Origin of the sequence: Blautia sp. HCP3S3_C4 (assembly GCF_052064095.1) — a bacterium.
GTDB lineage: Bacteria > Bacillota > Clostridia > Lachnospirales > Lachnospiraceae > Blautia_A.
Genome location: NZ_JBQHWF010000008.1, coordinates 84591 through 105159, shown reverse-complemented (window position 1 = coordinate 105159; position 20569 = coordinate 84591). Strand labels below are relative to the sequence as shown.

24 protein-coding genes are annotated in these 20569 nt (G+C 41.5%); 5 read left to right on the top strand and 19 right to left on the bottom strand.

What is annotated here, in order from left to right:
- Positions 1-19: 19 nt before the first annotated feature.
- On the bottom strand, positions 20-1297 hold the full coding sequence (locus ACTNC6_RS09140; protein ID WP_441043919.1) for an ABC transporter substrate-binding protein: 1278 nt from the start codon (positions 1295-1297) through the stop codon (positions 20-22).
- 301 nt (positions 1298-1598) lie between these two features.
- Here ACTNC6_RS09140 and ACTNC6_RS09135 point away from each other — a divergent pair, with 301 nt between their 5' ends.
- Positions 1599-2474, top strand: coding sequence for an AraC family transcriptional regulator (locus ACTNC6_RS09135; protein WP_441034095.1), 876 nt, complete (start codon positions 1599-1601; stop codon positions 2472-2474).
- Between the two features lie 190 nt (positions 2475-2664).
- Here ACTNC6_RS09135 and ACTNC6_RS09130 read toward each other — a convergent pair whose 3' ends face one another.
- From ACTNC6_RS09130 to ACTNC6_RS09120, 3 genes are all read right to left on the bottom strand, one after another.
- Positions 2665-3045: a metal-dependent transcriptional regulator gene (locus ACTNC6_RS09130; protein ID WP_441034097.1), complete on the bottom strand. Its 381-nt coding sequence runs from the start codon at positions 3043-3045 to the stop codon at positions 2665-2667.
- Positions 3046-3076: 31 nt separating this feature from the next.
- Complete coding sequence (deoD, locus tag ACTNC6_RS09125) at positions 3077-3781, bottom strand: purine-nucleoside phosphorylase (protein ID WP_173744107.1); 705 nt, start codon at positions 3779-3781, stop codon at positions 3077-3079.
- Positions 3782-3882: 101 nt separating this feature from the next.
- Positions 3883-5187, bottom strand: coding sequence for an amidohydrolase family protein (locus tag ACTNC6_RS09120; RefSeq protein ID WP_441034099.1), 1305 nt, complete (start codon positions 5185-5187; stop codon positions 3883-3885).
- Positions 5188-5295: 108 nt separating this feature from the next.
- On the opposite strand from ACTNC6_RS09120, the gene ACTNC6_RS09115 reads away from it, so the two are divergent.
- Entirely contained in the window at positions 5296-6195 is a 900-nt protein-coding gene (locus ACTNC6_RS09115; RefSeq protein WP_441034101.1) for a PfkB family carbohydrate kinase, read from the top strand.
- Between the two features lie 94 nt (positions 6196-6289).
- Here ACTNC6_RS09115 and ACTNC6_RS09110 read toward each other — a convergent pair whose 3' ends face one another.
- From ACTNC6_RS09110 to ACTNC6_RS09090, 5 genes are all read right to left on the bottom strand, one after another.
- Positions 6290-7210: an ABC transporter permease gene (locus tag ACTNC6_RS09110; RefSeq protein ID WP_019160689.1), complete on the bottom strand. Its 921-nt coding sequence runs from the start codon at positions 7208-7210 to the stop codon at positions 6290-6292.
- A gap of 2 nt (positions 7211-7212) precedes the next feature.
- Positions 7213-8277, bottom strand: coding sequence for an ABC transporter permease (locus ACTNC6_RS09105; protein WP_441034103.1), 1065 nt, complete (start codon positions 8275-8277; stop codon positions 7213-7215).
- The gene (locus tag ACTNC6_RS09100) at positions 8270-9823 is read right to left on the bottom strand and encodes an ABC transporter ATP-binding protein (protein ID WP_173744111.1); all 1554 of its coding nucleotides are present in this window, start codon (positions 9821-9823) and stop codon (positions 8270-8272) included. The genes ACTNC6_RS09105 and ACTNC6_RS09100 overlap by 8 nt, the downstream gene beginning before the upstream one ends.
- A gap of 137 nt (positions 9824-9960) precedes the next feature.
- On the bottom strand, positions 9961-11091 hold the full coding sequence (locus tag ACTNC6_RS09095; RefSeq protein ID WP_173744112.1) for a BMP family lipoprotein: 1131 nt from the start codon (positions 11089-11091) through the stop codon (positions 9961-9963).
- A gap of 20 nt (positions 11092-11111) precedes the next feature.
- Positions 11112-12524: an ADP-ribosylglycohydrolase family protein gene (locus ACTNC6_RS09090; RefSeq protein WP_441034108.1), complete on the bottom strand. Its 1413-nt coding sequence runs from the start codon at positions 12522-12524 to the stop codon at positions 11112-11114.
- A 281-nt stretch (positions 12525-12805) separates the two neighbouring features.
- Here ACTNC6_RS09090 and ACTNC6_RS09085 point away from each other — a divergent pair, with 281 nt between their 5' ends.
- Together ACTNC6_RS09085 and ACTNC6_RS09080 are read left to right on the top strand one after the other, a co-directional pair.
- Positions 12806-13228: a DMT family transporter gene (locus ACTNC6_RS09085; RefSeq protein ID WP_173744113.1), complete on the top strand. Its 423-nt coding sequence runs from the start codon at positions 12806-12808 to the stop codon at positions 13226-13228.
- A gap of 13 nt (positions 13229-13241) precedes the next feature.
- Positions 13242-13682: a DMT family transporter gene (locus tag ACTNC6_RS09080; protein ID WP_441034110.1), complete on the top strand. Its 441-nt coding sequence runs from the start codon at positions 13242-13244 to the stop codon at positions 13680-13682.
- A gap of 97 nt (positions 13683-13779) precedes the next feature.
- Here the strand turns inward: ACTNC6_RS09080 and ACTNC6_RS09075 are convergent, their stop codons facing one another.
- Positions 13780-14379 (bottom strand): NAD(P)H-dependent oxidoreductase, encoded by a 600-nt coding sequence (locus ACTNC6_RS09075; RefSeq protein WP_441034112.1) that lies wholly within the window; start codon positions 14377-14379, stop codon positions 13780-13782.
- Between the two features lie 2 nt (positions 14380-14381).
- Positions 14382-15140: a hypothetical protein gene (locus tag ACTNC6_RS09070; RefSeq protein WP_441043918.1), complete on the bottom strand. Its 759-nt coding sequence runs from the start codon at positions 15138-15140 to the stop codon at positions 14382-14384.
- 194 nt (positions 15141-15334) lie between these two features.
- Between ACTNC6_RS09070 and ACTNC6_RS09065 the strand changes: the two genes are divergently transcribed.
- Positions 15335-15658 carry a hypothetical protein gene (locus tag ACTNC6_RS09065; protein ID WP_433845066.1) on the top strand — a complete coding sequence of 108 codons (324 nt, stop codon included), beginning with the start codon at positions 15335-15337 and terminating at the stop codon, positions 15656-15658.
- A 19-nt stretch (positions 15659-15677) separates the two neighbouring features.
- On the opposite strand, the gene ACTNC6_RS09060 is transcribed toward ACTNC6_RS09065, so the two are convergent.
- From ACTNC6_RS09060 to ACTNC6_RS09025, 8 genes are all read right to left on the bottom strand, one after another.
- The gene (locus ACTNC6_RS09060) at positions 15678-16460 is read right to left on the bottom strand and encodes a ZIP family metal transporter (protein WP_441043917.1); all 783 of its coding nucleotides are present in this window, start codon (positions 16458-16460) and stop codon (positions 15678-15680) included.
- A 226-nt stretch (positions 16461-16686) separates the two neighbouring features.
- Positions 16687-17070: a CHY zinc finger protein gene (locus tag ACTNC6_RS09055; RefSeq protein WP_441043916.1), complete on the bottom strand. Its 384-nt coding sequence runs from the start codon at positions 17068-17070 to the stop codon at positions 16687-16689.
- Positions 17054-17638 (bottom strand): biotin transporter BioY, encoded by a 585-nt coding sequence (locus tag ACTNC6_RS09050; RefSeq protein ID WP_441043915.1) that lies wholly within the window; start codon positions 17636-17638, stop codon positions 17054-17056. Before ACTNC6_RS09050 ends, ACTNC6_RS09055 begins: the two co-directional genes overlap by 17 nt.
- Positions 17639-17787: 149 nt before the next feature.
- Positions 17788-18381: a hypothetical protein gene (locus tag ACTNC6_RS09045; RefSeq protein ID WP_441043914.1), complete on the bottom strand. Its 594-nt coding sequence runs from the start codon at positions 18379-18381 to the stop codon at positions 17788-17790.
- 282 nt (positions 18382-18663) lie between these two features.
- On the bottom strand, positions 18664-19155 hold the full coding sequence (locus ACTNC6_RS09040; protein WP_441043913.1) for an N-acetyltransferase family protein: 492 nt from the start codon (positions 19153-19155) through the stop codon (positions 18664-18666).
- A gap of 114 nt (positions 19156-19269) precedes the next feature.
- The gene (locus tag ACTNC6_RS09035) at positions 19270-19707 is read right to left on the bottom strand and encodes a PPC domain-containing DNA-binding protein (protein WP_022379989.1); all 438 of its coding nucleotides are present in this window, start codon (positions 19705-19707) and stop codon (positions 19270-19272) included.
- Between the two features lie 159 nt (positions 19708-19866).
- Positions 19867-20328 carry a hypothetical protein gene (locus tag ACTNC6_RS09030; protein ID WP_441034124.1) on the bottom strand — a complete coding sequence of 154 codons (462 nt, stop codon included), beginning with the start codon at positions 20326-20328 and terminating at the stop codon, positions 19867-19869.
- 24 nt (positions 20329-20352) lie between these two features.
- Complete coding sequence (locus ACTNC6_RS09025) at positions 20353-20562, bottom strand: hypothetical protein (protein ID WP_441043912.1); 210 nt, start codon at positions 20560-20562, stop codon at positions 20353-20355.
- Positions 20563-20569 lie beyond the last annotated feature (7 nt).

Genomic DNA, 20569 nt, shown 5'->3' with positions numbered 1-20569 from the left:
ATAACGTGTCTTCTGAATATTATTCTTCAGAAATTGTTTCGTTCATTTCTTCCGCACACTTTTTCAGAATAGTTTCCATCTGATCTGGTTCATTCCATGCTTCTACAAGTGCATCCGATACATCAGATTCCCATGTTCCGGCACTCTTTGAATATGGACGAAAAACCAAAGTTCCTTTTTCTTCGATATCAATAAAAGGAGAGATATCCATTCCATCATAAGCATTTGCGAATTCACCGGAAACACCTTTATACGCAGCCATTGTTACGCCTAATTCAGCCTGCTTTTTCTGTCCTTCTTCAGAGCAGAATTCAGAAATCAAAGACCATGCAGCATCTGGATCCTTAGTCTGGGAATAGGCAGCCCATCCGAGTCCATTGTAGATAGAGCAACGTTCTTCTGATTCGCAGGTTCCATTTTCGTTTCTGTCAGTATATGGCAGCATAGCCCATGCATAATCAGATGCATGATCAGCAGTATAGAAGTTGTTTATACACCAGGATCCCTGACAGATCATACCAACAAGACCTGAAAGGAACATAGTGTCACCACCGGTAGATGCCATTGCGTCCTGAGAAGGGCAGGCTGGAAGAATTTTGTCGCCGACAAACTTCATAGCTTCGATGGTAGCATCTTCGTCATATCCTGATTTGGTTTTATCTGATGTAATAACTTCTCCACCATAAGAATAAATGATGTTGTACCAGGTATCCTGATTGTTACTTACATTACAGTAAGTTCCATATACTCCATCGTCAGCACCTTTATCTGTGATTTCCTGAGCAGCCTCTGCGAAGTCATCCCAGGTCCAGTCTTCGGACGGATATTCAACACCATATTTGTCAAAGATTGCTTTGTTATATACCACTGCGATAGTGTCATGATCTTTTGGAATCGCATAGTGAACTCCGTCTTTTGTATACAGTTCTGTGATTCCGTTAAAATAGTTGTCCATATTGATTGCGTCATCGCTTTCAATATAATCATTCAGATTCAGAAGAATATTGGAACCTTCAAATTTCAGTGCATTGTTAGAATGCATCCAGAAAACATCTGGCATTTCACCACCAGAGACACCAGCTTCCAGCATTGTCCAGTAGCTGTCCCATCCGAGTACATCAAATTCAACCTTATATCCATTTTCTACTCCCCATTCATCTGCAATCTGCTGAAGTCCGTCAAGCTGGTTGTTATCCCAAATTGCTACGGTAATGGTTTTTTCTGCAGCATTTACACAAACAGTCTGACTGCCAATTACAGTTGCTATCAGTAATAAGGTTGTGAGTTTTTTGTTCATAATATATTTTCCTTTCACTTTGAAATGTTTTTTTGTTATAAATGATACGTATCTTCAAGTTGAATTTATTATATATTATTATTTACATAACAATGACATAAAAAATCTAAAACATGCTATAATTCACATATAAGATTTTGATAAAATCATGTTAAAAACAGTATGGTTTTTTTTTGACTTTATATGTTAAAATCAGATATACTTTTTTGAATTTTATATGTCATAACCAACTATTTTCTCAATTGGATTTTTTGAATTTTTTCGAGTATCTGTTTATAAAAAATCAGGAAGGAGAGTTTCTATGGTAAATGTTAAATATATGAACAGTCAGGAATATCGTAGTCTGGAAGATTTAAGCCTTTCTTCTATGGAACTGGATCTGGTTCATATGGGAAAAGAACAATGCCTGCCATACCATGCCTGCTCCGCAACCAGAGAGGAATATATTATTCATTTTGTTATATCGGGAACTGGCTTTTATTCAGTGGAAGGTGTTACTTATTCTATTAGTCCGGGGCATATGTTTCTGATTTCTCCTGGTGTTCCAACAGTATATTGTGCGGATGTCAATGATCCATGGAGTTATATGTGGATTGGATTCAAGGGATTGCGTACAAACGCGATTTTAAAACAATGCGGATTTTCGAAAAATCGTCTTGTTTTACCCTCTCCAGACAAAGATAAACTTCATCAATGTTTTGATGAATTATTTGACCACGTTGTTCAGGATTATGCAGGAAGCCTGTTTCGAGAAGCTGCGCTTTTGAAGCTTATGGCATTACTTGTAAGTACTCATCAGGAATTTCTGAAGCAAGAACGCGTCCAGGATGATTATTTAGGAAAAAACCAGCATCTGGATGCTGCAATAGAATATATCAATACTCACTATATGAAAGATATTAGTGTTTCAGATATAGCAGAACACATTGGAATTTCTCAGGGGTATCTGAACCGTATTTTTAATGAGCGTGCAAACATGACAATCCGAAACTACTTACTGGAATTTCGGATGTACAAAGCGGCAAACCTTCTCGTAGGAACAAATTTATCTGTAAAGGAGATTGCTGACAATGTCGGATATACAGATCAGCTCGTCTTCTCAAAGGCGTTTAAACGACAGTTTGGATTAAGTCCTAAGAATTACCGCACATACCGGTATTCGCTTGAAAACCTTTGATAGAAGAATGGATTATGTCTTCAAATTCAATTCAGATTTTATTTCAAAACGTCATCTGGGAAAGTTGAGTTAATAATAATATTGTTTGCAATTTGGCATTCGAAAATAATATTGCATATTATGACGTTGAAAACAACATATACAAAAAAACGGGAGAAATCATATAAACAGATTTTCTCCCGTTTTTTATTTATTCAACTTCCCCCATCACCTTGTGGAAATGCTCTTTTATCTTTGAAAAACTCTCATCACTGAGATCATGCTCCAGCTTACACGCATCCTCTCTGGCCACCTCAGGATTCACCCCAAGACGCTCCAGCAAACTGCTAAGTACTCTGTGACGTTCATAAATATGGTTTGCAATCTCAGCCCCCTTATCCAGAAGAGTAACCGTACCATACCTGTCCATAGCAATATACCCATCTTCACGAAGCAGCTTCATGGCATGGCTTACACTGGGCTTGGAAACACCAAGCATGGTAGCAATATCAATAGACCGAACTGCGCTGCCCTGCTTCGATAGCATTAAAATTGCTTCCAGATAATCCTCCGCTGATTTTCTGATCTGCATTCAAATACCTCCCATATTATATATCCGGATATCAGATTCCCAACGCAATTTCCATCATCTTATTAAAGGATGTCTGTCTGGCTTCTGCTGAAATGGCCTCATCTCTGAAAATATGGTCAGAGATAGTCAGAATTCCCAGAGCCTGCTTTCCTGCTCTCGCTGCATTCATAAACAATGCTGCACACTCCATCTCCGCGCAGAGAACTCCCATTTTTCTCCATGCAGCAGATGAATCCGGATCATCACTGTAAAATACATCAGATGAAACTACAGATCCTACATGAACCGGAGTTCCCTGCTCTTTGGCAACCTCTACTGCTTTTGCCACCAATTCATAGCTTGCAGTAGGAGCAAAAGTTCCCGGCAGTTTGTACTGGCTTCCATAATTGGAATCTGTGCATGCACTCATGGCAATCACCACATCCATCACATTTACATCATCCTGCAGGGCGCCTGCAGAACCAATACGGATAATCTGCTCCACATCATAGAAATTGTACAGCTCATAGCTGTAAATACCCATAGACGGCATACCCATACCGCCTCCCATTACAGAAACCTGCTGTCCCTTATAAGTTCCAGTATATCCAAACATATTTCTTACGGTATTAAAGCACACCGGATTCTCCAGATAAGTTTCTGCAATATATTTCGCACGAAGAGGATCTCCCGGCATCAGAACCTTTTTTGCAATATCTCCTTTTTTTGCAGTATTGTGTGGTGTTGGAATAGACATAATATTTCCTCCTTTAGTTTATTTTTATCACATTATTTCTGGTCAACATACTAAGTACATTTTACCGCACTTTATCCAATCTTACAAACAAAATTTCAATGTCAATAAGCAACCTGCGCTTTTCCTTTTCCGCGCTCTAACAGAGCTTTCTGCAGTCGGACAGCTTCTTGCATCAGAGTTTTGGTATCTATTTTCAGCTTTCCGTTATATTTCAGAAATTCCCCGGCAACCATTGTATATTTTACATTCTGGCTGTTACTGCTGTAGAGAATAGCCGAAATCGGGCTGTAGAATGGAAAAGTATCCGGCTGATACAGATCCCAGATCACCAGATCTGCAGGAGCCCCTTCTTTCAGTCTGCCACTTCCAAAAGGAAACGCCTGATGGCTTGCCATAAGATGCTGCCATATTTCTGTTGCTGTATAAGCTGCTGAATTTCTCTCCTGATATTTTCCCATCAGGCCAAACAACCTTGCCTGTTCCACAGGATTTAACGTATTTGAACTTGCCGCTCCGTCTGTACCAAAACCATAATTCAATTGTTTATAATAATCGAAGAATCCACCCTTACCGGAAGCCAGCTTCATATACGTTTTGGGGCAGAAAGCAAACCAGGTATCATCCCGCAGGTATTTCAGATCCTCTTCCTCGATCCAAAGTCCATGACCGATCAGCACCTTACAGTCAAATCCCCCTGCTTCATAAAGAATTCCAAAAGGAGTCAGCCCTGTCTCTTCTCTGGCCTTCTCCACCTGCACATCCTCCTCTGATACATGGAGATGGATAGGCAGATTCAGTTCCTTTGCTGCATCAATGATTTCTTTCAGCGTAGGTGATGGGCAGGTATAATTGGCATGGGGTCCCATATGGAAAGAAATCCTGTCTGAATCGTTTCTGTGTTCCTGGATAAATGCTTTTACCTGTGCCAGACGCTCATGGAAATCCGGCGTCATCCCAAACAAGGTAGGCGCCAGGTCTCCCCTGATCCCTGTCTCCTTTACAGCCTTCAGCACCTGTTCTTCTCCAAAATAATGATCTGCAAAAACAGTTACCCCATTATTGATCATTTCTGCGATTCCCATCAGGGTTCCCACATAAATATCCTCATCTGTCATCTTGCTCTCATATGGCCATATCATTTCATTAAACCAGGCATCTGCCGTAACATCCTCAGCAATTCCCTTAAAGATATTCATGGCAGTATGGGTATGCAGATTTGCCAGTCCCGGACTGACATAATATTTACTGCAATCAATTGTCTCATCCGCATGAATGGATTCTGTGTCCTCTGCTGCAGGCAGAATTTTCAGGATTTTCCCTTCCTGCACATATACATTCTGATTCAAAATACAATTTGCTTCTTCATCCAAAAGCCCTGCATTTTTTAATAAAACTGTTTTCTCCATAATGAAATCATCCTTTCTATATTGCCAGTAAACCCAGATTGTGATAGCATATTCTCCGTAAGTCAGAAGAAAAATATTTTTAATTTTGACCACTTTAAAGGAGCTATCATGAAAAAAGTACTGATTATCGGATCTACTGTTGTAGATATTATTGTAAACCTTGTGGATTCTTTACCCAAAACAGGAGAGGACGTCCACATCCGCAGCCAACACATGTCCCTGGGAGGATGTGCCTATAATGTCTCGGACTCTGTCCGCCATTTCCAGGTTCCCTATATCCTCTTTTCCCCTGTAGGACAGGGAGTATACGGTCACTTTGTCAGGGAAGAGCTGAAGAAACGCGGGATTTCAAGCCCCATTCCATCCCCTGATGCGGAGAACGGATGCTGCTACTGTTTCGTAGAAAAAAGCGGGGAAAGAAGCTTTGTCTCCTACCATGGCGCGGAATATCTTTTTGAAAAAAGCTGGTTCGACCTGGTAGATGTGTCTGAAATCGATTCTGTATATATCTGCGGTCTGGAAATTGAAGAAAAAACCGGTATCAACATTGTTGAATTTCTAGAAAAAAATCCCCAGCTCACTGTATTCTTTGCCCCCGGTCCAAGACTTACAGTCATTGATCCCGCACTTACAGAACGAATCTATAAGCTCTCTCCTGTCCTCCACCTTAACGAAACAGAAGCCCTTGAGGTAAGCGGTGAAGCAAACATCAGCAAAGCAGGTGCTTATTTATACCGAAAAACCCACAATACTGTAATCATCACCCTGGGTGAGAAAGGCTGCTATTATTACAACGGAAAAAAAGAAGAGATCATTGCCCCCATTCCTGCCATCCAGGCAGATACCATCGGAGCCGGAGATTCCCACATCGGATCTGTGATCGCCTGTCTGAAAAAGGGAGACAGCATCCCGGTCGCCATATCCAAGGCCAACCGTGTTTCTTCTGCTGTGGTTGCCACATCTTCCGCACTTCTGCCGGATGAAGACTTCCGGAAGCTGAATATTTAGAGTTCAATACACATCAGGCAGAGTCCGCCATCCGCAGCTCTGCCTGTATTTTTTATAATCTATTATAACTGCAGATGCACCTGACAGTTATCTTCTATTTTCCACTGAGGCGTTCTTTTTTCTTCTTCTGTCCATAATAATAAACTCCCAAACCTACCAGAGTGGTAAGATATGGTACCATCAGGATAATCTCATAAGGCATCAGTGAAGTCAACTGCATAACATTTGCAACTGCCTGGGCAAGGCCAAAAAGTAAGGATACCAGGAAACCTCCAACAGGAGTATCACCACCCATACTGGATGCAGCCAGTGCAATAAAGCCTCGTCCACCGGACATGTCTTTGGTAAACATATTCATATAACCGCCGGAAAGATAAAAACCTCCCATAGAAGCCAGTACACCACTAATGATCAGCGCAATATACTTAATCTTTCTGGAACTGATTCCTACCGATTCCGCTGCATTTTTATTTTCTCCTACTGCCCGGATTGCCAGACCAAGAGGAGTCTTATACAAAAACAGATGAAGCAGGATCACAGCCAGAATCGCCAGCCAGGTCAGTACATTCTGCCCGGAAAGTACACTTCCAATAAAAGGAATCTTCTCAATCAGGGGCAGGGTAACCGTAGGTGCCGATACACTTCGGATTGAGGAAGAAACGCCTCTGTCTCCCGAAAAAGCAACCATGATCAGAACCGTACCTCCTGTTGCCGTCAGGTTAATAGCAATCGCTGCCAGGATTTCATCCGTCTTCAGATTCAGGATAAAGAATGCCAGGATCATACCAATCAAACCGCCAATAACCATTGTGATCAAAAGTCCCAGCCACGCACTATGGGTAAGGGATGAAAAGATTACCCCAAACAATGCAGAGAACAACATAATGCCCTCAAGTGCCATGTTACAGATACCGGATTTGGCTGCAATTGCAGATGCCAGTGTGGCAAACAGAATCGGAGTTGCAGATCTTAAAATCGTAGAAAAGAAATCCGGTGATAAAATTGCTTTCCACATACTTATGCCACCTCCTCATCTTTCAGTGCTGCCTTTGCCTCTTTGGCAATGATCTTATGTTTATACTTACTCAGGAATTGTTCTGCCACAACCAGAAGAATGATAATACCCTGGGTGATCTGTACAATTTCCAGTGTTACATCTGTTCTCCGGGCCATAATGGAAGCACCGGTACGCAGATAAGCAAGAAACAGCGCTGCAAAAGGTGTATACAGCGGATTTTTCTTTGCAAGGGTACAGATAATGATCGCATCCCATCCATATCCCAGAAGTGAAGTCCATGTAAATCTGCTGTAAATCGGGCTGAGCATTTCCACTCCACCGCCAAGACCTGCCACAAAACCACCAAGGATCTGAGAAAGTACAATAACCTTTACGATACTCACTCCTGAATATCTGGCAAATTCTTCATTCTCACCTGCCAGACGAAGTTCATATCCCATTTTGGTCCTGTACAGAAACAAATATCCAAGCACTGCCACTGCAATAGCAATGATAAAGCCCAGATGTACACGGGTTCCCTGAATCAGTACCGGAAGTTCAGATGCTTCGCTCAGCTTATAGGAAGCAGCACTTGCCTTTGGATCTCCGATTACATTGTTAAGCATATAGTTTCCAAAATACAGCGCAATGTAGTTGATCATCAGAGAGGAAACCATCTCGGATGCTGTAGTCGTAATCTTCATAATAGCAGGGATTACAGTAAATAAAGCACCTGCCAGACCAGCGCAGACCAGGGCTGCAAAAGGAGATACAAAGCCTGCAGTCACTTTAATGGCAATACAGGAAGCAATCAGACCTCCAATATGAAAAGCGCCCTCTCCAGCCAAGTTGATCTGGTTTGCAGAAAACATAATACATACACCGGTTCCCGTAAAGATCAGCGGAATCATAGATTCCACCACATTACCCATACTTCGCTTATTAGTCAGAGGACCAATAAGCAAATATTTAATAGCCTCCAGCGGCTGATCACTTACCATGAAGATAATTACAAAAGAGATGGCAAGCGCGATCAGAACTGACATGATCGTTCTGATAATATCAAATCTTTTTGCACTATTCATAAGTCACGCCCTCCAGTACATCATCATGCTTGATTCCCAGCATATGCTGTCCAAGCTCTTCCTCTGTCACTTTCTCCACATCTGTAAAGAAACCGGCAAATTTTCCTTTGTACATAACTGCCAGTCTGTCACTAAGAGAAAAGATCTCTGTAAGGTCTGCCGAAATCAGGATGACTGCACAGCCTGCATCGCGAAATTCCAGAAGTCTTTTACGGATAAAAGCAGCCGCACCCACATCAATACCACGGGTTGGCTGGTTTGCAATAATAATATCCGGTCCTGTAGAAAATTCTCTGGCAACAATTACTTTCTGAATATTTCCTCCGGAAAGCATACCCACATTCTGTTTTCTGGATTTACATTTCACCATATATTCTCTGATCAGCTCATCACTGCGCTTTTCAATTGCTTTTTTCTTTAAAAACAATCTACCGGAATAAGCTGTATCTTTGTACTGATTGGAAAACATGTTTTCCTGAATAGAAAGATTACCTGCACAGCCGGAAGTCATACGGTCTTCAGGAATATGGGCCAGCTTCAATGCCCTGATTCCTTCGATGGAAGTATTCGCAATATCCTCCCCCTTGATCTTTATCTCACCTTTGTATTTCTTGTTCAGACCGGTAAGGGTATCGATCAGTTCACTCTGTCCGTTTCCCTCCACACCGGCAATTCCCAGAATCTCTCCACCTTTTACATCAAAGGAAAGATCATCCACCTTCAACACACCCTGGGAATTATGCACAGTAAGATTACGGACTTTTACAAATATATCATCCGTAAGATGCTGTTCATTCTTATCAAATGTCAGAGATACCTCACGGCCAACCATCAGTCTGGACATTTCCTGTGTAGTAATATCCTTCACCTCATAGGTTCCCATGCTTCGTCCATTTCTCATAATAGTTGCACGGTCACAGATCTTTTTGATTTCATCAAGTTTATGAGAAATAAAAATAATCGTGTGTCCCTTATCCTTCAGTTTCATAAGCTGGACAAAAAGCTCATCTGTTTCCTGCGGAGTAAGCACTGCCGTAGGTTCATCCAGAATCAAAATTTCTGCTCCTCTGTAAAGAGCTTTCAGAATTTCTACCTTCTGCTTAATACCTACCGGGATTTCCTCCACCCTCTGATTAACATCAAGGTCAAAATTATACTCCTCTGCAATATCCCGGGCAGCCTTTACAGCTTTATCCATATCAATAAACAAGCCTTTCTTCGGCGCAACACCCAGAATAATATTTTGTGCCACTGTCAGAGAGGGTACCAGCATAAAATGCTGATGTACCATTCCAATCCCTTTACTGATAGCCTCCTGTGGAGATTTTATTGTTGTTTTCTGACCATTCAGAATAATATCACCCTGATCCGGTGCTTCCAGACCAAAAAGCACTTTCATCAATGTACTTTTTCCGGCACCGTTTTCTCCCAGAAGTGCATGGATCTCTCCTTTTCGGAGCTCAAGGGATACATCTTCATTGGCAACCACACCATTTCCATAAATCTTCATAATGTGGTTCATCTGTAAAACCGTCTGATTATCCAATCGACTCACCTCATCTCACATTAATGTTTATATTTCGGTTAAACACAGAGTGCGCATCATGCTTTACATGATGCGCACCTTTGCAATCCACATCTATACGGATGAACCGCTACTGTTCACTTTTTCTGTAGTAACGATCAGCCTACTTTTGCAGAATCGATGAGAGCCTTGATATCGTCCTCGCTCATTGCATCATCGCCAAGAGCTGTAGGAACTGTAATCTTTCCATCAATGATCTGCTGCTTCAGATCCTCAACCTTTGTACGGATCTCTTCCGGAACAACCTCTTTATAGTGATCATCCTCTACCAGCTCTACACCACCGTCAGAAAGTCCCAGATACTCCAGAGTACCATATGGAAGCTCACCATCCATATCCTCTTTAATAGCACGGATCAGGGAATTACCTACATTTTTCAGTGCAGATGTAGGAATATTAGCTGCGTAATCCGGCAGAACTGCTGCCTGGTCAGAGTCAACACCAAAAGCATATCTCTTTGCATCTACTGCTGCCTCAATCTGTCCAAGACCTGCACTTCCTGCTACGTTAAATCCAACGTCAGCACCATTCTGATACTGAGTAAGAGCCATATCTTTTCCTGCTGCAGAGTCATAGAAGTTTCCTACATATGCCAGAGCCACCTGTGTATCAGGATCCACATCCTTTGCACCCTGAATGTATCCAACCAGGAAGTCATTGATAACAGAGTTCTCCATACCACCCAGGAAACCAATGATCTTGTTGGATGGATCGATCATGTCCAGAGACTCATCTGTAGTCATCATAGCAGCCATAGCACCGATCAGATAAGATACCTCATTCTGTTTGTACATTACATTATATACATTCTCCTCTCCGCCTGTGCTGAAATCAAAGGCTTCATCAAAGAAGATAAACTTCTGATCCGGATAATCAGCTGCCGCATTGGTCAGCGCATCCAGCATCTGGTAAGTTCCACAGATAATTACATCGTAAGAACCATCATCACAGTAATCATACATGGTAGGCTCCCATTTTGCTTCATCAGCGGAAGTAGCACCCATCTGCTCAACCTTGAATGTAAACTTATCATCGCCCAGCTCTTCCTGAAGTGCTTCCAGACCTGCATTTGCAGAATCATAGAAAGATTTGTCACCCAGAGTTCCGTTCAGAAGCAGTGCTGCCTTATATGGTTCACCATCTTCCTTTGCCATAACCGGCACTGTTACCAGTCCTGTGGAAAGGATCATTGCTGCTGTAAGAGTTGCTGCTACTAATTTTTTCTTCATATTATAGTTCCTCCTTTTTCTCATACATGCCCGGTATTCTGCGCTCCAGCCCTGCAGATACTGTCTACGGTTTCCTGAACCAGTTCCTCCAGAGAGATTTCACGGTATTTACCTCTCATATAGGTCTCCAGCTTCTCAAAAGCCGGATGGAGCAGTTCAGAGGGAATAGACTGGATTCCCTGTTGGATTGCCAGAAGCGGCATAATCATTCCCGCATTGCAGTCTACATCAATACCGCACATAGTAATGATGTGAAGGGTTTCACGGAAATCACCGTTTCCATATATTAATGCAATGATCTCACAACAGGCATTGGGATATGCATGGATCCAGTTGTAGGTATGATATTTGTCCATACATGCCTTCAGTGCATCCTGCCAGCTGTCACAGCGCATACAACACTCATACGCATATGAGATCACTGAATAATATTCACTTTTTTTCGGGATCATATCAATAGAAGCTTTTACTACACTGTGAATATCTGTATTCACAAATGCAAGTGAGGTCATCACAGCATTGAAAACTTCTCCCAGAATTCCATTGTTTGCATGGGAAACTTCGCCATCCCGCCATGCAAGTCTCGCTGCCATATAAGGATTACCCGGTGCTGCCATTCCGCATATTCCGGCTCTCATCTGAGCACCGATCCATTCATTGAACGGATTGCAGTGGGTACCACTTTCCGGAGGGAAAATACCGCTTTTGATATTCCGAATAGCCAACTCCTCTGCTGACCAGCCACAGGGAATAAATCCTACCCACCTGAGTGCAATATCCTCTGCTGTAACTTCATATCCCTTCTCAGAAAAAGCATCCAGAAATGCCAGTTCAAAGGTAATATCATCATTGTAAGTATTTGGTTCCCGCAGATAACCTGTCACATCCCCAAATGCTTTCTGTAAATTCTCACTGGTATAGCCCTCCACCATGGTTCCCATAGCTCCGCCAACCAGCTGTGCCAACCACCCGGCACGGATCTTTTCTCTGAAATCTTCTGTAGAAGCATCAACCGCTATGGAATCCGGAAAGCTTACTTCCTTCTCATACTCCTCAAAAGAATGATAATATTTGTATTTCCAGTATTCTGAGTTTTCATCCTTTTGGGCATTCATCAGCTCTCTTCGTAAAAGCGCTGACAATTGATGGAGCTTCACAAAATCCCGCTCCTGATGTGCTGCAAGTCCCTGCTCCAGGAACCTGTATCCGGTCTCGCTGACCTGATAGCCCCTGTTCTCAAGTGCCTGAACAGCTGCCACCATAATCTTCTCCGGAGCCCCTGATCCCGGTACATTACTGCCCCAATCCAGGGACAGATTATCATCATAGAATTGAGATACGTCTACGTTATCCGTCCAGGTCTGCTCCTCCTCCGATCGTACCACCGGTCTGGCTTCACGAAAAATCTGTTGTGCTTTTTCCCAGGCTTTCATACCTTTCTCCTTTATCCATGACAGATACTGATCAGACATCAATGGCAAATAAGGCTCTGATCCTCTTCGTTTCTGTACATACAATTGTAATTCAGTTCTTTTATTGTACCTTATTTCAAATAAAATTTCCACCCATTTCTCTTAAAATATAAAAATAAAACAAATTCATTACCTGTTTTCCCATAATCTTCAAAATATTATATAGGTCCTGCCAAAAGAATTGTAAGAAAAACAGTTTTCCTGTATAATGTTGTGTGATAACAATTTGAGGAGGAATTTTTATGTACGCTTTGTTTACCCTTCTGGCCGGTGCCTGTCAGTCTGCCATGGGCAGCCTGAACCGCATGCTCACCGATTATGTGGGAATGTTTGGCATGAGCCTTGTGGTTCATGCAGTAGGCGGAATTTTACTTATTCTGTATATGAAACTATTTGTTCATGAGAAACTGAAAATCAGCGGAATGCCCTGGTATCTCTATTCTGCCGGTTTTTTTGGAATTTTTCTGGTTGTCACTTCCAGTTACTGTATCGGTGTTTTGGGTGTCTCGGTGGTAACCTGTCTTTCTGTAACCGGTCAATTGGTGATTTCTGCAGTGATCGATCATTTCGGATGGTTCGGTGTACCCAGAATTCCTTTTAACCTGAAACGTTTACCCTGCTTTGCACTGATCCTTGCAGGGCTGATCATTATCACTCTTTCATGAAAGGACATTAATCATGGCATTTATATTAACTCTCGCATTCGTAAACGGATGTGCCACCGTTATTTCCAAAATGATCAATTATCGGTGTACAAAATATCTTGGAACCAACAATGGTTCTCTGGTGAACTATGTGGTGGCTTCAGTCTTATCCTTTGTTTTACTGACAATATCCTCAAAATTTTCTATTAACCTATATTCTTTTAGCCAGGCTCCCTGGTGGGCCTATCTGGGCGGAGCCTTCGGGATCGTGGCATTTATTATTTCCATGATCACACTCTCTCATCTGAAAGTTATGGAATCCACCATTCTTTTACTGACAGGACAGCTTACTGCCGGAATTTTGTTTGACGCCTTTATGTTCCATAATATTAATCTGAAGAAGCTTCTGGGAATCCTTCTGGTAGCTGCCGGAATCATCTGGGATAACAAAATTTCCCATATGCCTGAAAAGTAATTCTCTTTCCTGACAAAAAAAGATTTTCGCATGGCAAAGGAGTACTTTACTCTTATTTTCTTTCCATGTGAAAATCTTTTTTATTCATTTTATGATGTTAGTTCAGCATTCTGCTGATATGCACAGTCTCTTCTATCGCTGCCTCCAGAATCTTCTCGCCATCCAATTCCTGGACATCAATTCCGTCTGCATACACACAATTATACTGATCAATCCCAAAAAACTGGCATAAAGCTTCCATATATCTGCTTCCAAGCTCCATATGGCTATCTGCCCATATACCTCCACGGGTAGTAAGGAACAGCATCCACTGGCCCTTACAGATTCCATGCATACCGGATTCATCGCACTTAAAGGTAATACCATCTGCCGAAATATTTTCAATGTAAACCTTCAGCACTGCCGGTATACTCAGATCCCAGAACGGCGCTGCCACAACAATTCCATCTGCTTCCCGGAACTGATTTCCATACCGAAATACAGGAGCTGTATAATCCCCTTTCATCAAAAGCTCATCCCTGGCCTTTAAGGTATCCGTTGTCCAATATTTTAAATCCATTTTGTTCAGATCCAGCACCTCAAACTTCCAGTCCGGATGCTGCACCTTCATAGTATCCAGGGCAGTCGTAAGTAATTTTCTGGTTCTGGATTCCTCCTGTCTGACACAGGCATCAATTACAAGAATCGTTTTTTCCATAATTATTTATCATCTCCTGTCAGTCTTAATACATCCCGGATTTCTTCCACATCCATATCCAGGATTATCGCCAGTTCCTCCACACTGAATTTAGATTTTTCATCCTCATCATCTTCTGTCAGTTCCCGCACTGCCGCTTCCAGCTTTTCTACTTTTGCCACCAGATAATCATCTTCGAATTTCTTCTGTGTCTGCTCCTCAATGGCCCGAAGGATTCCTGCGCGGATTCTTCCCAGAAGCCATTTTTCATCCTTGTGGTCATTCTCCTCGTCCAGAGCCATAAGCAGACTGACATTCGCTTCCTGGATCAGATCTGCCAGGAAAATCTCCTCACAATTTAATTCCGCTGCCATCTGTGCTGCTCTGGGCAGATATTTCTGAGAAAGCTCTGCTGCTGCCAGAGCATCTCCCTGATTCAACAGCCCGAAAAGCTCTTCTGTACTGCGCAGAACCTTTTTCTGTTCTTCCAGATTTTCCAGGTATTCCCTCAAATATTCTTCTTCCTCTGCAGTAAGCGGTACCTTTTTTTGCGTTTCCTCTGTTCCCGGTGTTTCCGGATCTGCAGGTTTCTGAAGGGCTTCTGCACCCTCAATGGAAATCCCCTGAAGCTTCAGGTACTGAAGAATTTTGATTAGCTGTGATTTGTCAAGATCCATATCTCCAAAGCATTCCTTTATCTGCTCCGGCTTCAGCGCCTTACCACTTTCCTCACCGAGCTTACAGATTTCTGCCAGTTTTTCCTGAAATTTATTTATATCCATATAGTCTTCTCCTTGCCAGATCGTTAATCAGATTTATTGCCCTTATCTTATCACGAATCATTTTTTCACACAAGCCACAGGATTTATATGATCCTGCAAATTTTACACAAATTTTTCATTAGCGCGCATGTGTATTTTACAAACCATTTTTATAATAAAGTACATAAAATGAAAAAAAGAAAAGAGGAATCATTATGTATCAGACATTATGGAATTCTATTAATAAACAGGTAAAAAACTCACATGCTGCTGCAACTTTTCTGGCTGTTTCACTTATAAGCTGGACAACCATCGGTCTTCTGACAGGCTTTTTGATCTGCATGATCGGCGGTATGTCCTTTGTTACAAAGGTAACTGTTGTCCTTTGCAGCGGCGGGTATACAGGATTGATCTTTGGTTTCTTTGGCGGTATTTTATATCTGTACCGGACAGAACCACGTCATTCAACTGACTCTGCCCCCTCACAGGTTCCCACTGTTTCCCAAATATCTCTCAACGCCAAGACAGCTGCCCGGTAATAAATCGGACAGCTGTTTTTTATCCAAGCGCTACATCCAGAATCATCATCAGAGAGAATCCTACTGCGAAGAAAAGAGTTCCTATGTTGGAGTGTTCTCCGACAGACATTTCAGGTATGAGCTCTTCTACCACTACATAGAGCATAGCTCCGGCAGCGAAGCTTAAAAGATATGGAAGTGCCGGGACAATGAGGCCGGCAGCCAGGATTGTGAGAACTGCACCGATAGGTTCTGCAATCCCGGACAGGACTCCACCTGCAAAGGCTTTGGTCTTTCCCATCCCTTCAGAACGCAGGGGCATGGAGATAATAGCTCCCTCAGGGAAGTTTTGAATAGCAATCCCGATAGAAAGGGCCATAGCTCCCATGATAGTAATCTGGGCGTGACCTGTCAAATAACCTGCGTATACAACTCCTACTGCCATTCCCTCCGGAATGTTATGCAGAGTTACTGCAATAACCAGCATGGTAGTTCTCTGAAGTTTGCTCTTCGGACCTTCTGCCTTGTTACTGTTCTGGTGAAGATGCGGGATCATGTGATCCAGCAAGAGCAAAAAAAGCACCCCTATCCAAAATCCCACTGCTGCCGGTACAAATGAAAGCTTCCCCAGTCCGGAAGACTGTTCAATTGCCGGGATCAGCAGACTCCATATGGAAGCCGCAACCATAACTCCTGCTGCAAAGCCGGTAAGTGCCCTTTGGATCTGTTCATTCAGATTCTTCTTCATGAAAAATACGCAGGCAGCTCCTGCAGAGGTTCCAAGAAAAGGAATCAGAATTCCATAGAATACATTTATATCCATTGATTTATTCCTCCTGTTTTATCTATATTCATATTTAAGAAATATGTTTTTTTGTTTAGCTTATGCTAACTCATGTAAGTATAACAAATTTTTCGCAAAATAAAAAGAGGATACAAAATTTTTTGTTATTTTGTATTCTCTGCATTAGATTGTGTTTGAAAAGACTTTCTGCAAAATATACTACAAAGTGAGACGTGCAGATTGCGGGAATGTTTTTCAAAACACGTTACATAGTGCAACAGAAATAAATATTCTCATGTAAACTGCATTTTGGATTAAATCCTGCGTGGCAGTAAGGGCAGCTGCCTTTTTTGTATTCCTGAAGTGTAAGTTTCCTGCCACAATTTCCGCATAAAACAGGATAAGCTTCTTCCGGTGTTGTTGCAACAAATAGATGATCTTCCAGTTCATCGTGGCAGGAATAACATGCGTAATATTTCCTGCATTTCGCGCAAAGCAATGCAGCTATGTCAAGCTGTGTGTGATAGTGTGTACACCGTCCTGCTTTATCAAGTCCGATTCCGTGGATCTTTATGTTTTCCTGTTTCACCTGCCCGTCTTCCGGCAGGCTATTCTTTATCCTGTTACTGTTATCAGCGGTTTCCTGCATTGTTGATTCCTTTTCTGATGGGAATTGCGATCAGAACTGCAAGAACTGTGATTACAATGTCCTTTGGAATAAATGCTGTTAAGGAGTATACTGCGATTGCCGGGATGCTCATGGAGCCTCCTACAAAGTGCCACTGCAGACCACCGATTGTCTCAACGATCAGAAGTCCGATCAGTGCAAACCCGATTGAAATTGCAAGGTTTTTTGTCTTGTTCTCTGTTTTCGGACGGATTCCGCAGAGCCAGGTCATGATCGGCCATGCCCAGATGTATCCTCCGGTAACTCCTACAATGCTGCTGATTCCACCTGAGAAGTTAGCAAAGATCGGAAGACCGATGGCTCCCAACAGAACGTAAACCAGTGTTGCTGTAGTTCCAAGTCCGGAACCAAGTACTGCTCCTACAAGCGCTACGCCAAATACCTGAATGGTAATCGGTACACCGGTAGGCATTGGCAGTGAAATCTGTGATATTACTGCAAGAACTGCTGCAAACATACCAACCAGTACCATTTCTCTGGTTGTAAATTTTCTCTCTGCAGCAGGGCTTTTTGCATATGACTGGCTCATAATAAGACTCTCCTCTTTCCCTGTTAATGATTGGTTTTGACTTTCTTTTTATATCATAAGCGGGGAAGATTGTCAACCTATTTCTCTGTAGTTGGTTTACATTTGTGTTAAGTCGTATATAGTGTTGCTATTTCACCACTATCTATAAATTATAACATATTATACATCAACTGCAATACAGGTATTTCCACAACAGTTACAAAAAGATGGTGAACCGGACTGAATTCAATCTGAGAAGCGCTGTCATCGTAACTGAATACAACTTTTCCACTGGCCTGGTCTTCTTTATCCTGTTCTGTTAATTCGTAATCATCCGATACCACTTTATTTATATAATGTACATAATACAGATTTGTTCCATTTACAGTGGCAATAATATCACCTGACGGAATAAGTTTTGAGTCATATTTCTGCTGTTCAAACGATACAACATCTCCATTCTTCTGATAATCAAAGGACACAGATTTAAACTTCTCAATTACATTTGCATTGTCGTCCTTAAAACTGTTTTTTATAATATTACCCTTTTTAAAGCAGTACCCGTTCTCAAATGCATCAATCAATACCGGTCTATACTCAATATCCTTTGTAACCTGTTCTACCGTTGGAAGAGATGTATAATCAGCACGTGATGCTGACGAACCTGTCCACATTGAAATCTTTCCTGTTTCCGTTACAGCAGTAACTCCAATTGTAAGTGTTGCAGCTATCAACAAAGGTAATATTTTCTTTTTTGATCTCATAGTCGTTTGCTTCATCTATTGAATTTTTTTCTCTGTTCCTGAGACGTTGCAAAAGCTCTTCTTCATCTGTCATATCAACCCTACTTTCTTTTTAATACTTTAAAAAATTAAAAGCTTTTAACCTTTACATTCTTATATATCCTGTCAAAGAGCAAAAAGTTTCATTTTTTAATAAAAAAAGTATACAGAACTCGTGTTAAATTCTGTACACTCTCAATAAACTGTTCCTTTTCTATATCCTGAAAACGGCTTCAAAATTTTTCTACAGTATATTTTTATTCTCTACAGCATATAATAATGCGGAATAATATCTTCATAATGTCCATCCGGCATTCTGAATCCCTGGGGAATTACGCCAAGTCTGGTAAAACCGATTCTTTCATATAAATGTAATGCATGGGTGTTATTTGCAACCACTGCATTGAACTGCATAATACGGAAGCCTTTTACTTTCGCCTGTGCGAGGCAGTCAAGAACCAGTTTCTCGCCGATGTGTTCACCACGGACTTCTCTTCTTACCGCATAGCTGGCATTACAGATATGGCCGCATCTTCCTACATTGTTCGGGTGCAAGATATAGAGACCGACAATTTCATTATTGTCAGTATTTACTGCGATTCCTGTATAGGTCTGTTCTTTGAAAAAAGCATCTCCTGTTTCTTCTGTCAGGTTCTCTTCCTGCGGAAATGCTATACCATCCTCTACTACCTGATTCCATATTGTAATAGCTGCTGTTACGTCTTTTGTCTGATACTCTCTGATTACAATACCCATTCTTCTGTCCTCCATTTTCCATATCATACCGTTAACTACCAGTTTTCTGTTTCTTTACACACATCTACCCACTGCTTATTGCTTTTCGCAATTGAAACATGGGACTTACTTGATTCAATTAAAATCCCAGAATCCAGTCCCTGTTTCAGGATCATATTTGCGGCGGATAGTTCCGCCTGTTACCGGATGAAGTTCGATTTCTGCAGTATACAGTACAGTAATTGATTTCATATGACCTGCTGCCATGCAATGTCGTTCACCATCTTTATAAGAAAAGACTGCATGGGTATGATGGTAACAAGTATTATTTTCACCTGTGACCACGTTACCGTTTAAAGATACCAACTCAAGCATTCCGGAAATGCGCTGTTCTTCGAAGCTGCCTGTCTCTGGGATAAAGGTCTGAATTTCTGCATCCTTGCATCCTCCGATCCCTGAAAAAGTGGCTGATCTGATATTTTCTTTTTTACATATTTCGAGGATTGTACTGATGATCTCGTCATTACGATCCATTCTTATGTAATAGCATTCGCCGAATTTTCTGTAATCCATTTTTTATCTCCATTTAAGTTATTGCTTTTGGATAAATATTGCTTAACAGAAATATTATATTCCTGTTTCCTGTTGATAACAATCCCTATCATTCTGTTTCTGTCATTTAAAGAAGTGTACGTTACTGTGAACGGAGTAAACAGTAACAAGTGTGCAATTTTAACATCTTCCACAGTTCCTGCACGGGTTACATCTGGCTTTTTTTATGTGCGGATACCATTCATGGATTTCCGGTAATGGATCGCCTTTTTTCCATTCTTTTACACTATAGTGATCCGTAAAAAACACTTTTTCCCCAAAGTATTCTATTTCCAGTGGATAAATTGTAATTTTTTCAGGATTCATACAGCTTTGACAGATTCTCGGGGACAATATCTGATCTCCAAATGATACTGCCTGATTCATAGTGATAATCTGCACATGATTTTCACTGATATATTCTATTTTCTGTTCTGCTGCACATGTGTATGCTGAGGGAATTTTCACTTTGTTGATCGTAAATATCCCCGCAGGAGTTTTTACTGTTTTCATTAATTTTCCACCTTTTATATTCACTATGTTCAAAGAAGATAAAGATGAGTGAAGAAAAAACAAGTTCTTTGTATTTGTCCATAATGTCATCCGGCATTCTGAATCCCTGGGGAATCACGCCAAGTCTGGTAAAACCGATTCTTTCATATAAATGTAATGCATGGGTGTTACCATGAACGACCAGTTTTCTGTTTCTTTACACACATCCACCCATCCGTTTGCCTCTGCTGCCTCTGTTACTGTGGCAGTGGATGCTTCCAGTTCGATCACATGGTCAAGAAAGCCTTTCTCTTCCAGATATTTTTCTGCTTTTTCCAAAGACATTTTTCAT

Coding starts and splice junctions, on each gene's coding strand:
- ACTNC6_RS09090 (WP_441034108.1), bottom strand. CDS start 12,524: ATGAAAGCCTGGGAAAAAGCACAACAGATTTTTCGTGAAGCCAGACCG.
- ACTNC6_RS09025 (WP_441043912.1), bottom strand. CDS start 20,562: ATGTCTTTGGAAAAAGCAGAAAAATATCTGGAAGAGAAAGGCTTTCTT.
- ACTNC6_RS09130 (WP_441034097.1), bottom strand. CDS start 3,045: ATGCAGATCAGAAAATCAGCGGAGGATTATCTGGAAGCAATTTTAATG.
- ACTNC6_RS09065 (WP_433845066.1), top strand. CDS start 15,335: ATGTATCAGACATTATGGAATTCTATTAATAAACAGGTAAAAAACTCA.
- ACTNC6_RS09070 (WP_441043918.1), bottom strand. CDS start 15,140: ATGGATATAAATAAATTTCAGGAAAAACTGGCAGAAATCTGTAAGCTC.
- ACTNC6_RS09050 (WP_441043915.1), bottom strand. CDS start 17,638: ATGAGCCAGTCATATGCAAAAAGCCCTGCTGCAGAGAGAAAATTTACA.
- deoD (WP_173744107.1), bottom strand. CDS start 3,781: ATGTCTATTCCAACACCACACAATACTGCAAAAAAAGGAGATATTGCA.
- ACTNC6_RS09140 (WP_441043919.1), bottom strand. CDS start 1,297: ATGAACAAAAAACTCACAACCTTATTACTGATAGCAACTGTAATTGGC.
- ACTNC6_RS09060 (WP_441043917.1), bottom strand. CDS start 16,460: ATGGATATAAATGTATTCTATGGAATTCTGATTCCTTTTCTTGGAACC.
- ACTNC6_RS09085 (WP_173744113.1), top strand. CDS start 12,806: ATGTACGCTTTGTTTACCCTTCTGGCCGGTGCCTGTCAGTCTGCCATG.
- ACTNC6_RS09075 (WP_441034112.1), bottom strand. CDS start 14,379: ATGGAAAAAACGATTCTTGTAATTGATGCCTGTGTCAGACAGGAGGAA.
- ACTNC6_RS09030 (WP_441034124.1), bottom strand. CDS start 20,328: ATGACATTATGGACAAATACAAAGAACTTGTTTTTTCTTCACTCATCT.
- ACTNC6_RS09055 (WP_441043916.1), bottom strand. CDS start 17,070: ATGCAGGAAACCGCTGATAACAGTAACAGGATAAAGAATAGCCTGCCG.
- ACTNC6_RS09040 (WP_441043913.1), bottom strand. CDS start 19,155: ATGGGTATTGTAATCAGAGAGTATCAGACAAAAGACGTAACAGCAGCT.
- ACTNC6_RS09105 (WP_441034103.1), bottom strand. CDS start 8,277: ATGAATAGTGCAAAAAGATTTGATATTATCAGAACGATCATGTCAGTT.
- ACTNC6_RS09120 (WP_441034099.1), bottom strand. CDS start 5,187: ATGGAGAAAACAGTTTTATTAAAAAATGCAGGGCTTTTGGATGAAGAA.
- ACTNC6_RS09045 (WP_441043914.1), bottom strand. CDS start 18,381: ATGAGATCAAAAAAGAAAATATTACCTTTGTTGATAGCTGCAACACTT.
- ACTNC6_RS09115 (WP_441034101.1), top strand. CDS start 5,296: ATGAAAAAAGTACTGATTATCGGATCTACTGTTGTAGATATTATTGTA.
- ACTNC6_RS09095 (WP_173744112.1), bottom strand. CDS start 11,091: ATGAAGAAAAAATTAGTAGCAGCAACTCTTACAGCAGCAATGATCCTT.
- ACTNC6_RS09135 (WP_441034095.1), top strand. CDS start 1,599: ATGGTAAATGTTAAATATATGAACAGTCAGGAATATCGTAGTCTGGAA.
- ACTNC6_RS09035 (WP_022379989.1), bottom strand. CDS start 19,707: ATGGATTACAGAAAATTCGGCGAATGCTATTACATAAGAATGGATCGT.
- ACTNC6_RS09080 (WP_441034110.1), top strand. CDS start 13,242: ATGGCATTTATATTAACTCTCGCATTCGTAAACGGATGTGCCACCGTT.
- ACTNC6_RS09110 (WP_019160689.1), bottom strand. CDS start 7,210: ATGTGGAAAGCAATTTTATCACCGGATTTCTTTTCTACGATTTTAAGA.